The sequence below is a fragment of the Mucilaginibacter rigui genome, assembly GCF_014773275.1.
Classification (GTDB): Bacteria; Bacteroidota; Bacteroidia; order Sphingobacteriales; family Sphingobacteriaceae; genus Mucilaginibacter; species Mucilaginibacter rigui_A.
Window position 1 is genome coordinate 716,709 of the sequence record NZ_JACWMW010000001.1, and the last position, 14,248, is coordinate 730,956.

Annotated in this window: 14 protein-coding genes; 5 read left to right on the top strand and 9 right to left on the bottom strand. The window is 44.2% G+C overall.

All coding sequences use genetic code 11. The annotated features are described in order from the left end of the window. Positions 1 to 59 precede the first annotated feature (59 nt). Positions 60 to 638, top strand: coding sequence for a nitroreductase family protein (locus IDJ75_RS03310; RefSeq protein WP_191174179.1), 579 nt, complete (start codon positions 60 to 62; stop codon positions 636 to 638). A gap of 345 nt (positions 639 to 983) precedes the next feature. Beyond that, positions 984 to 1,772 (top strand): murein L,D-transpeptidase catalytic domain family protein, encoded by a 789-nt coding sequence (locus tag IDJ75_RS03315; protein ID WP_191174180.1) that lies wholly within the window; start codon positions 984 to 986, stop codon positions 1,770 to 1,772. A gap of 91 nt (positions 1,773 to 1,863) precedes the next feature. Here IDJ75_RS03315 and IDJ75_RS03320 read toward each other — a convergent pair whose 3' ends face one another. Continuing rightward, positions 1,864 to 3,426, bottom strand: a complete 1,563-nt coding sequence (locus tag IDJ75_RS03320; RefSeq protein ID WP_191174181.1) for a L,D-transpeptidase scaffold domain-containing protein — start codon at positions 3,424 to 3,426, stop codon at positions 1,864 to 1,866. A 118-nt stretch (positions 3,427 to 3,544) separates the two neighbouring features. Here IDJ75_RS03320 and IDJ75_RS03325 point away from each other — a divergent pair, with 118 nt between their 5' ends. Further along, positions 3,545 to 4,057, top strand: coding sequence for a DinB family protein (locus IDJ75_RS03325; RefSeq protein WP_191174182.1), 513 nt, complete (start codon positions 3,545 to 3,547; stop codon positions 4,055 to 4,057). Between the two features lie 104 nt (positions 4,058 to 4,161). Here the strand turns inward: IDJ75_RS03325 and IDJ75_RS03330 are convergent, their stop codons facing one another. After that, positions 4,162 to 4,791, bottom strand: coding sequence for an HAD family hydrolase (locus IDJ75_RS03330; RefSeq protein WP_191174183.1), 630 nt, complete (start codon positions 4,789 to 4,791; stop codon positions 4,162 to 4,164). A 9-nt stretch (positions 4,792 to 4,800) separates the two neighbouring features. Next, entirely contained in the window at positions 4,801 to 6,054 is a 1,254-nt protein-coding gene (locus IDJ75_RS03335) for an MFS transporter (RefSeq protein WP_317173732.1), read from the bottom strand. 101 nt (positions 6,055 to 6,155) lie between these two features. On the opposite strand from IDJ75_RS03335, the gene IDJ75_RS03340 reads away from it, so the two are divergent. Continuing rightward, a complete protein-coding gene (locus tag IDJ75_RS03340) occupies positions 6,156 to 6,866 on the top strand; it encodes a DNA alkylation repair protein (protein WP_191174184.1) in 711 nt (236 codons plus the stop codon). 124 nt (positions 6,867 to 6,990) lie between these two features. Here the strand turns inward: IDJ75_RS03340 and aroC are convergent, their stop codons facing one another. The 4 genes from aroC to IDJ75_RS03360 form a co-directional block, all read right to left on the bottom strand. Further along, positions 6,991 to 8,082 (bottom strand): chorismate synthase, encoded by a 1,092-nt coding sequence (aroC, locus tag IDJ75_RS03345; protein ID WP_191174185.1) that lies wholly within the window; start codon positions 8,080 to 8,082, stop codon positions 6,991 to 6,993. Between the two features lie 193 nt (positions 8,083 to 8,275). Further along, positions 8,276 to 9,556 (bottom strand): 3-phosphoshikimate 1-carboxyvinyltransferase, encoded by a 1,281-nt coding sequence (gene aroA / locus IDJ75_RS03350; RefSeq protein WP_191174186.1) that lies wholly within the window; start codon positions 9,554 to 9,556, stop codon positions 8,276 to 8,278. A gap of 78 nt (positions 9,557 to 9,634) precedes the next feature. Further along, a complete protein-coding gene (locus tag IDJ75_RS03355) occupies positions 9,635 to 10,765 on the bottom strand; it encodes a chorismate mutase (protein WP_067062850.1) in 1,131 nt (376 codons plus the stop codon). A gap of 144 nt (positions 10,766 to 10,909) precedes the next feature. Continuing rightward, positions 10,910 to 11,827: a prephenate dehydratase gene (locus IDJ75_RS03360; protein WP_191174187.1), complete on the bottom strand. Its 918-nt coding sequence runs from the start codon at positions 11,825 to 11,827 to the stop codon at positions 10,910 to 10,912. A gap of 365 nt (positions 11,828 to 12,192) precedes the next feature. Between IDJ75_RS03360 and IDJ75_RS03365 the strand changes: the two genes are divergently transcribed. Continuing rightward, a complete protein-coding gene (locus IDJ75_RS03365; RefSeq protein WP_191174188.1) occupies positions 12,193 to 12,750 on the top strand; it encodes a hypothetical protein in 558 nt (185 codons plus the stop codon). A gap of 7 nt (positions 12,751 to 12,757) precedes the next feature. On the opposite strand, the gene IDJ75_RS03370 is transcribed toward IDJ75_RS03365, so the two are convergent. Further along, positions 12,758 to 13,261 carry a hypothetical protein gene (locus IDJ75_RS03370; RefSeq protein ID WP_191174189.1) on the bottom strand — a complete coding sequence of 168 codons (504 nt, stop codon included), beginning with the start codon at positions 13,259 to 13,261 and terminating at the stop codon, positions 12,758 to 12,760. A 92-nt stretch (positions 13,262 to 13,353) separates the two neighbouring features. Further along, positions 13,354 to 14,247: a sterol desaturase family protein gene (locus tag IDJ75_RS03375; RefSeq protein WP_191174190.1), complete on the bottom strand. Its 894-nt coding sequence runs from the start codon at positions 14,245 to 14,247 to the stop codon at positions 13,354 to 13,356. Position 14,248 lies beyond the last annotated feature (1 nt).

A 14,248-nucleotide genomic window follows, 5' to 3' on the forward strand; every position in this document is an offset into this window, starting at 1 on the left:
TGTAACTTATTTCTCTATTTTTGCGCATGCCTAAATCAGGCTGTTATACTTTTACAACTATGGATACTACATTTTCAGCAATCGCAAATAACATCAAGGCCCGCCGTACCATTAAACCGTCGACCATGAACGGTAACAAGATCCCGAATGGCCATATCGCTTCTATATTAGAACTGGCCGACTGGGCGCCAAACCACGGTAACACCGAGCCATGGCGCTTCATAGTGTTTGAAGACCCTACAGTTTACTGCGCACAACACGCCGAATTATACAAAGCTGCTAACCCCGGCGAAAGTTTTAACCCTACTGTATACACCAACTTTCAAAACCAGGCTAACAATGCATCGCATGTTATTATAGCTTACCAAAAACGTGGCGATCTGCCAAAGATCCCTCAGTTTGAGGAAGTGATAGCTGCATCATGCGCTGTACAGAACCTGTTATTAGGCGCAACAGCGTTAAATATCGGCGCTTTTTGGAGTACCGGTGGTATGGTGTTAAAACCTGCTTACGCAGAGCATTTTGGCTTAGGTGCCGAGGATAGTGTTTTAGGTGTTCTGTTTATGGGTTATACAGATGTACAGCCCGAAGGCAAAAGAAAAATGCCTATCGAAGAAAAGATCACCTGGAATAAATAAGGGATTGTAATAAAAGTATTTAAAAGGTTGCTGTTGTTCAGCAACCTTTTTTGTTTAACAGGCCTCCGACAGGTAGTAAATTGAAAATGTTTGTTGCAAAAGTAGCGTTTGGATGTGCGGGTAAGTCAATCTAACATCTGTGCGTTATTAATACGCCGCCTTCATAATATTCTAAAAAGTTTTGAGTTTAATTTGAGGGACATAAAATTTCATGATGGTAGACTATTAGACTGCTGTGACAATATTTTTATCGGTTTTGCGTATATTTGTATTAACAATTTCAACTAATAATACATCATTGGAAGATTTGTTACCAATTTAAACTAACTATTAAACCCAATATTTATGAGGAAACACTTGTGGTGGATCATTGGCGCTTTATTGTTATTTTCTATTACGGTTATTAGCTGGAAACCGTTTAGCGCGATCAAGACAAACAGTACGGTTACAAAAAAACTTGGTGCAAAAGAACTTTTTGCGCAATACGTATCTGATATTTATAATACAGCAAACCTGCAGCAAACCGGTATGGATGCAGCAGTACTTCAAAAAGCGGTTACTGGTTATTTAAACCTTAAACTGGCTAATAAACTATCTCCAAACAGCAACGTCATCACTGTGGTCGATTTTACAAAATCGAGTCGTGAAAAACGTATGTGGATCATCGATATACTAAATAAATCGTTGATATTAAATACATGGGTTGCCCACGGGCAGGGTAGTGGAGATGATATGGCCAGCCGTTTTTCAAATAATAACGAGTCGCACGAAAGCAGCTTAGGCTTTTATTTGGCAAGCGAGGTTTACTTTGGCAAACACGGCCGTTCGTTAAAGCTGGACGGTTTGGATGCAGGCATTAACAGCGCTGCGCGTGCGCGTGGTATTGTAATACATGCTGCCGATTACGTATGCCAGAATACCATTAACCAGATAGGCCGTTTAGGCCGTAGTTTTGGTTGCCCTGCTGTATCTCCCGAGGTATCTGACAAGGTTATCAATACTATAAAAGGCGGTTCAATGCTATATATTAATGGTAACGACAGGAACTATACTTCAAAGTTGCTTGATGATACTGCACCGGCCAATTTTATAGCACCCGATACAACAGGGGCAGCTACTATGGCTAAACTATAAAACGGAACAAACCTATTCTATTATAAAAAAGCCCGTCAGCTCAACGCGACGGGCTTTTTATTGAAGTAACCTTATGCTTTCAATCTTAAACTTACAAGGAAGCTATCTGCTCTGCATTTGCCAGAAATTTTTGTAGATGTCCGTATAGTACCACATCTAACCCGTAAACATCGGGGCGGTATTGCAGGGTGTTGTTTTCATCAGCCCAGCAAGTTATGTAAGTTATGTAAACCGGCATCTTTTTAGGTAATGCAATAGTAGTGGGCTCGGGGTTATCCTCGCTCATGGCTTTAACAATTTTATTATAAGTAGCACCTTCGCCAAATACTGCCTTAGCTAATGCCTGCGGGTCGCCAAGGCGAACGCAGCCATGGCTTAAAGCACGCATGTTTTTTGTGAACCCACTTTTTGCAGGAGTATCATGCAGGTAAACACTGCTGTTATTGTTGAAAAGGAACTTTATTTTCCCTAATGAATTATCATCACTGGGGCGCTGTTTAAACTCATACTTGTCTTTTGATGCCTTTGACCAGTCGATGGTTTCCGGGTCATCCACTTTTTTGCCATTCTCATACACGTCTATCCCTTTGTTAGACAGGTAGTAAGGGTCCTGTGCGGCCTCAACCATAATCTCTTTACTGGCAATGCTTTGGGGGATGTTCCAAACAGGGTTAACTTGTACGCTATGTATCATACTGTTAAGCTGTGGCGTTTCCCTGCTAAACGGACGATCAATTTTGTCGCTTTCGCTGTATTCCACTAATGATATATCATTATCTGTATTACGGCCTTCGCCAACAACAACCTTCATGTTCAGGATAGATTTACCGTTCTGCATTACGTCAAGGCGGTAATCAGGAATATTAACAATTACATATTCGGGCTGGCTTGGCTTATTCTTCCAGCGCAGGCGCTCCATGTTTACTACCAGGTAACGCTGAGTTTCTTCTTTGCTCATGCCCTTTGCAGTACCGCCGGCCAGCAAAGCTTTTTGCAACATAAGGTATTGCGGGTCTTTTGGTTGGATACTGTCCAGGTAAGCTTTTAGGTTTGTTGCGCGCAGGGTTTTTAGCATCGAAGTGCTATCCGGGCGTTTGGTTGCGGTAAAGTAACGCGAGTATATTTTACGCGGACTGATCATACCATACTCTAAAGCGCTTGAATAATTGATCAATGAGTTGGCTGTCAGTATCTCCAGTTCAGCAATATCGCGATATGCTTCATCTAAATTTTTAATGGCCTTTTTATCTTTGAATTTTGCAACCAGTTGTTTTATCTGGTCGGCCTTAAACATCCGCGGATCAAGGCCATGCTCGTTTGCTTTTTCAAAATAGCTGGCGGTAATATCAACATCGCCATTAAAAATATGGTCCATTACAAATACCGGGTCGTAATCATTCCCCTCATAAAAGGAAGAGATAAGCTTAGGATTGGCAAGTTTAGCTTTATCGTTTGCCAGTACTTTTTTAAATACTTCAGCCAAACCTTCGGGTGTGGCATCTTTAAATACCTTATTCTTGGTTTTTTTAAAAAGCTCGGCACCCAGGTCAGAGCGGCTTTTCTTTTTACAGCTTTGAATGGTTAAGGTAAGTACACAAAACAGAAACACGAATACCGGCAGGGCCGATCTTTTTATAGTAGCAGATATTGTCATATTGAAATTCATTTATACGCAGCAATGCAATAGCTATACCATAAAGCTGTGCAAACATTTATTTATGCTTTTACTTTTTACTGATGCGATAAAGTAGACCTTTAATTACATTTGATATATGGCAAATAATACCCTCCCGGAAGTTTGGCTGCGCGGACCTTTAAAAGATATCCCTGCTTTGTTACAGCCAGTTGCACACGCTTTATTGCAGGCATGCGAGGAATTGAACGCCTTAATGCTTCATTTTCCGGATGCGTTACTGTGGGAGAAAGTTGCCGGAATGGCTTCGGCGGGGTTTCATTTGCAGCATTTGACAGGAGTATTAGACAGGCTTTTTACTTATGCACGCGGCGAGGCATTGACCGAGCAGCAACTAAATTACCTGCAAGGCGAAGGCAAACCGACCACAAAAGCATACACCGTTTTACAATTGGTTGAAAATTTCAATACTCAGGTTAGCATGGCTATAAAACAATTGGGCAATGAAGATGCCGGTAGATTAACTGATTTTAGGGGAGTAGGCCGGGCGCAATTGCCATCAACTGTAATTGGGCTTTATACGCACAGCGCGGAGCATACCATGCGGCATTTAGGGCAACTGATAGTTACGGTTTCGGTATTGAAAAATTGAGGTTTTTTGCAGCGAACGGCGCCCTTAAAACGGATTTTTTCGGCCCTGATTCGCCTTTTTTCGCCCGCAGATTTCTTTGAGGGCCCCAGAGATGGCCCTAACTGCTACTTCATCACAATTTCTGCAACATCGCCGTAATGGGCAGCGCGATAGGTAACACCGGCGTTGGTGTATTTGTTCATCGGGTCGAAGAGGAAGGTGTCGATACCCAGTTCACTGGCCGCCTTGATCTCTGATTTCGGGTCGTCGCCAATAACCAGTACTTCCTCTTTGGTGTAACCATTCTCCTGCATTATCTTTTGGAAAACATCTTTTTTAGTCAGGTTGCTTTGCTCCGGGTCTACTACATAAACCTGCTTAAAATCGCCCCCGATGTTCAACATCTCTACCTTGCTCATTTGCAGTTTAGTGAAACCGGTGGTCACCAAGAATTTATCAATGGGGATCCGGCGCAGATCGTTGTACTGCTCATAGGGGTACATCGGTTCCTCAAACTTAATGTTCCTTAACATTTGCATACCCTGCTGCTTCAACTCATCACTAAAACCATACTCATCGGCTACATGCTGGTAGGGGCGGCGTGTAAGCTCGTGTTTTGCTTTATCGGCAGCTTGCCTGTCGGCTTCGCCAAGGTTCTCGTCAATCAGTTTAAACAGTTTGGCAAACAGGTGGTCGGCAATAGAGCTAACAGGGTAGATGGTATTATCAAGATCAAGTATTAAAACACGTTTCATAGGTGCAATTTAAGGTAATTGTTCGGGCAGCGTGGCCATCTCTTCGGGAGGAACAGTTTCTATAGCGGTTTTGTTGCTGCTGCGATAAAGTAAATAATACCCGGCGGCTGTTAAAACCGATAAAATGCCCAGCAGCCACCACAAGTGTGCAAAACCCCCATAGTTAATTACCTGGCTACCCAAAGCAGGCGCCACTACCTGCGCTACCGACCATGATATGGTGTACAGCGCCGCGTATTCGCCGCGGTTATAATTGTTGGTACGGGCTATCCAAAAGCTGTTCATAAAAGGCATGCTCATGATCTCGCCCAGGGTTACCAGTATAACTACCAGCACGGCAGTTGCTACGCCGGCGGGCAAAATATTGAGCAATACAAAGCCCGACCCGGTTATCAATACGCCCCAAACGATATACGTTAAGGCGTGCCTTTTACCTTCAAGGTAATTAATGAGCACCATTTCTATAATCACAATCAGGATGCCGTTCAACGCCAGCAGGAAACCTATCAAACGCTCGCCAAAGTGCCAGTTGATCTTATAAAATACCGGCTCCATAATAAAGAACTGGAAAAAGCATAAGCCAAATATGGTAGACAGGAAGATGAACCAGAGGTAGGTTTTATCTTTATAAGCCGATGCAACCGGGCCTGTTGCCACAGGTTTAATTTCCGATTTTTTGATAGCCGCGCGTGGCATCAGCTTTAGCAACATCAGCGCCGCCAGTATGTTGGTGCAGCCATCAACCCAAAACAATAAATGGTAATTGATGGATGCCAGGTAGCCGCCTAAACCGCCGCCAAATGCCCAGCCCAGGTTTACTGCTAAACGGTTTAGGGAATAGGAGCGGGTCTTGTTATCGGGCGAACTATAATGTGCTATGGCTGTTGAGTTTGCAGGGCGGAACGCCTCGTTACAAAAACTGAGTATAAAAGTGCCGATAGCCAGCGATAAAAAGGTGCGCTGATAACCAAGGATAATAAACAGGATGCCCCCACTTAAAAGTGTGGCTACCTGCAGGTCATAAAAGCCTATCTTATCGGTAAGTTTTCCACCTATAAAAGCGCCAACTATAGAGCCCGCACCAAACAGGGCCATAATGTAGCCTGCCTGTACCACATTAAAACCAAGCTTATTGATACAGTAAATGCTAAGGAAAGGTACCACCATTGTACCGCTGCGATTGATAAACATCACCACGCTGAGGTACCAGCTATTGGGCGATAAACCGCTGTAAGCTTTTTTGTATAGGTGGATTATTGACACAGTTTAGGGACGGTTAATTAGCAGCATCAAAAATAGTATTTGATTTTGCCTGTATGTATTAAATATGAAAATATCTAAATTTATTACTTAAACCAACCACAATGAATGTTACCGAAATTATGGCCGAACTGCAATCAAAAGGCAGCGAAAGCATCAAAAAGATATTGGTGAAACATGGTGTTAAAGAACCGTTCTTCGGGGTTAAGATAGCGTATTTAAAGCCGATACAGAAAAAGGTTAAAAAAGATTACCAACTGGCGAAAGACCTGTTTGCCACTGGTAATGCTGATGCCATGTACCTTGCAGGCCTGATAGCTGATGATGAAAAAATGACGAGAGCCGATCTGCAAATATGGGCTGAACAGGCTGTTTCCAATAACATTAGTGAATATACCGTGCCGTGGGTAACTGCCGGCAACCCGCATGGCTTTGAACTGGCTTTGGAATGGATAAACAGCCCGGTAGAACATATTGCCGCCGGTGGCTGGGCCACATTGAGCAATATTGTAGCCTTGCGGCCTGATAACGAATTAGACATCGCGAAACTGCGTGTTTTGCTGCAAAGGGCCGGTCAGGATATCCGCCAATCTGAAGACAGGGTTTGCTACCACATGAATTGCTTTGTGATCTCGGCAGGCTCATACGTGGCTGCGCTGGCAGATGATGCCATGGCTATGGCCAATAAAATAGGTGTGGTAACGGTTGATAAAAACGGTACCGCCTGTAAAGTACCCATCGCAACCGAATACATTAAAAAAGTTTGGGATAAGCGTGGCGGCATTGCGCCTAAAAAGAAAGAGGTTAAATGCTGATATAAGTTATAACAGATAGATTGGGAATTAATCGATATTGATCGTGCAGACCAATTTATACCCAGGTACTGGTCTAAGTTTTCAACTTAGACCCAAAATGGGTTAAGCTTTCAGCTTAACAATACTACAACTTCGAATTTCTGTTCCTCAACCAATGGTCTGCTAAAACCAACGCTGCCATAGCTTCTACAATGGGTACGGCACGGGGCACTACACAAGGGTCATGGCGGCCTTTGCCGGTAATTTCGGCGGCGTTGCCTTCACCATCAATAGTTTGCTGGTTGTGCATAATGGTGGCTACGGGTTTAAAAGCCACTTTAAACTCAATAGGCATACCGTTGCTGATGCCACCCTGTATGCCCCCCGAAAAGTTGGTACGGGTGCCTACGCTACCGTCGGTGTTTTTGATGAAAATGTCGTTGTGTTCAGATCCGCGCATTTCGCTGCCGCTAAAGCCCGAGCCAAATTCAAAACCATGTACGGCGTTGATGCTGAGCATAGCCTTACCCAAATCGGCGTGCAGTTTGTCGAAAACGGGGTCGCCGAGGCCAACGGGGGCACCGGTGATGTGGCAGCTAACTTTGCCGCCAACGGTATCGCCCTGTTTGCGGATGCTGTCGATAAATTCAACCATTTCAGCTGCTGTGGCCGGGTCGGCACAGCGTACAATGTTTTGCTCGCGGGTTTCTAAAAAATCGGCAGCGCTTTCAATAAATACATTCGGCGCATTAATGGTGCCTACGCTGCTTACATGTGCCAGCACCTCTATGCCCTGTGTCTTCAGCAAAAGCTTGGCTAAGGCGCCTGCAGCTACGCGTGCAGCGGTTTCGCGCGCTGATGAACGGCCGCCGCCGCGGTGGTCGCGGATGCCGTATTTGGTGGCATAGGTATAGTCGGCATGTGATGGGCGGAACACATCCACATTATGGCCATAATCCTTAGAGCGCTGATCTTCGTTAGGGATGATCATGGCGATAGGGGTACCTGTGGTTTTACCCTCAAACGTGCCCGACAGGATCTTCACCGTATCGCTCTCTTTACGCTGCGTGGTAATTTTTGATTGCCCCGGCTTGCGTTTATCCAGTTCGCCCTGTATGTAATCCAGGTCTACATCAAGCCCGGCCGGGCAGCCGTCTATAATTACACCGATAGCCTCGCCATGCGATTCGCCAAAAGTTGTTATCCTGAATAATTGACCGAATGAATTACCTGCCATTTTTATATTTATTTCACCTATTAGATGATTAACACTGATTTTATTTCGTCACCACCTCTTCTGCGAAATGATGGTTTGTTAATGCTTTTAAAAAACTATGTCATTGCGAGCGATAGCGTGGCAATCCCAGAGGGCATGCGGATATGCTGAGATTGCCACGTAGCTACGCTCCTCGCAATGACATTGTATTTTGTTAAGCTTTTACCTCAACCTTAAACCCAACCTTTTCCAGATCTGTCCAAAACGCCGGGTACGATTTTTCAACCACATCGGCATCTTCAATTTCCAGTTCGGGTATCAGCGTAGCCAGCGGCGCAAAGGCCATAGCCATACGGTGATCATCGTAAGTGCTTACAAACATACGTTGCGGAATTTGCTTTTCGCTGCAATCAAGTTTATAAACCTGCCCTTTTTCTATCAGCTTAACGCCAATTTTAGCCAGTTCGGTTTGCAGGGCTAAGATCCGGTCGGTTTCTTTGATTTTTAAAGTTTCCAGCCCGGTAAAGCTTGCATCGTGGCCAAGGGCTGCGCATACTACAACAATGGTCTGTGCCAGATCGGGGCATTCTTTAAGGTCAAATATCTTACGGAAAATGGGTTTCGGTTCTTTGGTTAAGTACACCCCGCCATCCTTAAATACCGATGTGATGCCAAAGTTAGCCATCAGCTCGGTAATAACACTATCGCCCTGCAGGCTGTATGATGTTAACCCCGGCAGAAAAAGTTCGGCCTCGTCGCTTAAAGCGGCAATAGCGTACCAGTAGGAGGCTGCACTCCAGTCGGGTTCTACAAGCAGCGCCGTTTCGGTAAAGGGCTGGTTTTCTATGGTGATAACATTGTCTGCCCAGGTATGCCGGATGCCGGCCTGGCGCAGCATGGCCAAAGTCATTTCCACATAAGGGCGCGAGGTTAGCTCACCTTCAATCTCCAGGGTTAAGCCCTGCGGTAAGCTCGATGCGATAAGCAGCAATGCAGTAATATACTGGCTGCTGATATCACCTTTTATACCGATGCGGCTTGTTTGTTGCTGAAACCCGCTATGTATTTTAATAGGAGGGTAGCCCTCGTTATTTACATAACTGATCTCTGCACCCAGTTTACGCATAGCATCTACCAAGATCCCGATAGGGCGCTGCTGCATCCGTTCGGAACCGGTTAATGTAACCTCGTTACCTTGCAACGGCAGGTATGCTGTTAAAAAACGCATAGCTGTACCGGCAGGGCCGATGTTTACAAGTCTTAAGTCTTGAGTCTTAAGTTCTGAGTCTTGACTTTCGACTTCAAACTGCTGATTTAAGACTTCCTTAAGCGTCACCGCATCCGCAGCATCCGACATGTTTTCGACCTTTACCTTACCCCCGCTCAGTGCTTCGATAATAAGGGCACGGTTACACTCACTTTTTGAACCTGTGAGCTGTACCGTACCGTTTACCGTTTTACCTTGTTTGGTAAGTATAATATTATGTTTTGCCATAATTATACCGATTATTGTGATTGCATCTTTTTAGCGACATGTAACCACTCACTAATCAACCAATCACTAATAACCTATCTATGCGTGCGTTAATTTTTCGGCAGGGGCTGACTCCTGGCCTTCGTTCATGATCTCGGTTTGTTTACGGATTGATTCGCTGTGCATCAGCTCAAGCAACTTCTCGGTAAACTCTGTGCTTAATTTTAATGCTTTGGCGTAGTTGGTACGTTTCTGCAAGATCTCGTCCCAACGGTTTACCTGTAAAATGGTAATGTTGTTGTCTTTTTTGTAGTTACCTATCTTCTCAACAATTTTCATACGCTCGGCCATTTTCTGGATAACGAGGTCGTCAATTTTGTCTATCTGGTTACGAAGTTCGGCCAATTTATCATTCAGTTCGGCACCTTTAACTTCGGGTTTACGTAAAGCCAGGTGATCAATAATTTCTGACAAAGCAGCAGGGGTAACCTGTTGTGCAGCATCTGTCCAGGCAACAGTAGGGTCGATATGCGATTCGATCATCAGGCCCTGCATGTCAAGATCTAAGGCTTTTTGGGAGATGTAACCAATCAGGTCGCGGTTACCGGTAATATGGCTTGGGTCGTTGATGATAGGCAGGTTTGGTACCAAAGTTTTAAGGGCTATGGCGATATCCCACATCGGTTCGTTACGGAAAGCCGATTTCTCGTATGATGAGAAACCACGGTGAATAGCAGCCAATTTGGTGATACCCGCGTTGTTGATACGCTCTAAAGCGCCAACCCATAATGAAAGATCGGGGTTAACCGGGTTTTTAACCATAACCGGTACATCAACCCCACGTAAAGCATCGGCAATTTCCTGTACGGTGAACGGGTTAACGGTACTGCGCGCACCAACCCAAAGGATATCAACACCTGCTTTTAAAGCTTCTTCAACGTGTTTAGCAGTAGCTACCTCAACAGCGGTTGGCAGGCCGGTTTCTTCTTTAGCGCGTTTTAACCACTCTAAACCAATACTGCCAATACCTTCAAACTCTCCGGGGCGGGTACGTGGTTTCCAGATACCGGCACGCAGTGCGCTTATTTTACCGGTTTTTGCTAATAAATGCGCGGTTGCTACCAACTGATCTTCAGTTTCGGCGCTGCACGGGCCGGCAATTACAAGAGGCTCCTTGCCCGATTTATTGATCCAGGAATTAAGGGGCTGTATGTTTAAGTTATGTTTCATATCGTTTTTGGTGTAGTCCGGAAGTCGGGTGCCCGAAAGTCCGGAAAGTAATTTTTTGTTGTGTTATTTAATTGTTATGTTTTTGATTTTTCCCTTTCGGATATCCCGACTTTCGGTTATCCGGCTAATTCTTTATAATCTTCTTCACTCATCTTTCTGCTCGTTTAGTTTCTTTACGTTGATATACCGTTTTGTTTTCTCGGCTTTTAAAGGCTTTGGTGTGGTATCTTCTTCGTAGCGCTGATACTCGCCCAGTATGTTAAAGTTGTGTGTGTACTTCAATATCTGGCGAATGGAATTATCGTAATGTTTACTTTCTTTCCATTCAATGTCTACATAAAAATTATACTCGTTACGCTTACCTAAAACCGGCATACTTTGAATTTTGCTCATGTTTACCTCTTCCTGCGCAAAAATGTTAAGCACTTTGGCCAGCGCGCCAACCTGGTTGCTCACCTGGAAACATAGCGATGCTTTGTTTGGGTTCCCTTTCTTCTTGGCGTTCTCATGCGTGGTAAGGATCAGGAAGCGGGTAAAATTAAGCTTATTCGATTCGATGCGGCGCTCTAAAACATCCAGTCCGTACAGTTGTGCGGCCAGTGTGTTGGCTATAGCAACGGTGTCGGTTAACTGCTCATCGCGGATGCGTTTGGCACAGGCGGCAGTATCATTACTTTCAACAATTTTAAGGTGCGGGTATTCGTCAAAAAAATCAATACACTGGCGTATGGCTATAGGGTGAGAGGTTACGTATTTAATATTCTCGAACCGTACGCCCGGTAACGCCATCAGGTGTAGCTGTATTGGCACATAAACCTCGCCTACCACCGGGAAATTGTAACCCATCATCAGCGAGTAGTTGGGCAGTATGCTGCCCGCTATGCTGTTTTCAATAGCCATTATCACATAATCGGCCTCGTCATTCTGTAAAGCCTCAAATGTTTGCTTAAAAGAGTTGCATTCAATAGTTTCGATATTTTGCCCAAAGTATTTGAATGCGGCCTCTTCGTGGAAGGAGGCGCGGATCCCTTGTATGGCAACTCTTGGTTTCTCGGTTTTCATAAATGTTATAAAGCAAAAAATCCCGGCTTTTAGGGCCGGGACTTTTCAGTGATTTGTATGTTTTGTTAGTACATATCAGTCCCGGCTCTTACTGGTAAAGTAAAAGTAGTAACCATAAAAATATGCACGTGATGTAGTCATTTGTTTTTGTTATGGTGTAAATGTACAAGTAAAAATTAATTTGTCAATAGATAATTTTATTTTTTGTAAAATAGTTAAGGCTAACAGAATATAATTTGTTAAAAATGACCATTGGCTTACTTGTTACGTTATCCGGATGTTCGGTTTTTAAGTATAAATGTCCAACATTAATGGTATAAAATATTAAATTTATAAACCTTAACATCATAACCTATTCAATAGTCATGACCTTTGACCATATTAAAACCATACTGGGTATTATTTTAGGCTTAAGTATAGCCCATTTAATTAAAGGCCTTATTAAGTTTGTACAACACCCCAAACTGGCCAAACCTTACTGGCTGCACTTATTGTGGTGCGTGTATGTCCTGCTGCTGATCATGCACTTTTGGTGGTGGGAATCGCAGCTGCGGGTAATAAACCACTGGACTTTCATTGAATACTTTTTCCTGTTTATTTATATCTCGGTATATTACTTCCTGTGTTCGTTGCTCCTGCCCGAAAATATGGAGGATTATGCGGGATACTACAATTATTTCTACTCCCGCAAAAAATGGATCTTCGGTACGCTGGGGTTAAGCTTTATACTCGATTTTATAGATACCTATATCAAAGGGAAGGCCTATTACTCGGCACATTACGGCTGGGAGTATCCCGCAAGGAATATATCGCACCTGGTACTGTGCGTCATCGCCATGAACACCAGCAATAAAAAATTCCATGCGGCACTGGTAATTGTGTTTATGGTTTACGAGCTGAGTTATATTTACAGGCTGTTTTAAAAACGCTTTACTGTAATACAATATCAATATCGGCAGTTATTTTATTTTTTTCATTTTGGTTATCAAAAAAGCGGACAGATACATGGTAGGTTTCACCTGCCACAAACGGGGGATAAAGTGTAACCCTTGCAGATAACGTTGTTGCACCTTCGGGGGGAAGCCCGCTGCTTGAAATGTCGGACATAGCGTTGTCAATGTGGCCAACCGTTTTACCGCTTTTATCTTTAATAGTAATTTCGCAACCCGGGTAAGCTTTACCATCTTTTAAGGTGTAGTTACCTACGCCGGTCGCTAATATCAAAAAAGTAGAATTGAGCGGTATTTTATTTGATGAAAGCCGTTCTTTAGAACTATTCGCTAAAAACACATCTTCAACCGAGAAACCGTAGTACGAACTTGAAAGCCCGGTTTTTAAATCTTTGTTTGTACCGGCGCTAAAATGGCATCCTGTTAAGGTTGTAATTGATAATAATAGAAAAGCGATACAGGTTAAAGGTGTTATATTTTTCATGGGTGGTTTAACAGAATAACCCACGCTCGCAATAAAAGTTTGCGTAATAAGGCTTTAGGTATTTTGCGCTCATGCGGGGCGCATGCTTGCGCCTAAACAGGCAATTTTTTATACTCCCTTTGCAACACTCTTGCCGTTTGCGTGCTGCCGTCGTGGCTCCAGCCGGGAGGGTTAAACAGGTATTTTAGCTTATTGCTGATGCCGGGCGCGTGTTTAACATCGCGGAGCAAGGCTTTCCATTCATGGAAGAGGACGTTTACCGGCCCCATGTTTTCGGGCTGGTGAGTAAGGCCGTATTTAACAGGCTCGTCTGCGTCTTCATCATGGAAGGTGCCGAAAAGCCTGTCCCACAGTATCAGCACCATGCCCATATTTTTATCAAGATAAGGGATGTTTGACGCGTGGTGCACCCGGTGATGCGCCGGTGTTACAAAAATAAGCCCGTACCACTTTGGCAAGGGGATTTTGTATTGCGTGTGTACCAAATTGCCATACAGCTGCGTTACCAGGTAGGCGTACAAAATATCGACCGCGTTAAAACCCATAAAGGCCAGCGGCAGGTAAAAAAAAGTGCGGTATAAAGGCTCGAACACGGTAGAACGGAACCCCGTTGTAAAGTTAAAATGCTCTGACGAGTGGTGCGTAACATGCATGGCCCAAAACAGGCGGCAATAATGCCCGGTGTAATGCAGTACCCAGTACAGGAAATCCTGTACCACTACAAGCACAAACCAATACAGTACCGCGTTATTTATCTGGAACAGCCTGAACTGGTAAGCATAACTGAGCAAAAAGAACGTACTGCCGTTTACCGCCAGGTTAAGCAAAAACGCGAGTGTGGTTAAGTATATATTGGTGAGGGTGTCGCGCTTTTCATAGTAATGGCGGTTATCGCGGTAGCTAAACCACATTTCGGTGAGGGTAAGCACCACCAGCAGGCCTATTAATACAATAACAGCTTCTTTACGGGTATCTAAAGGGGGCATC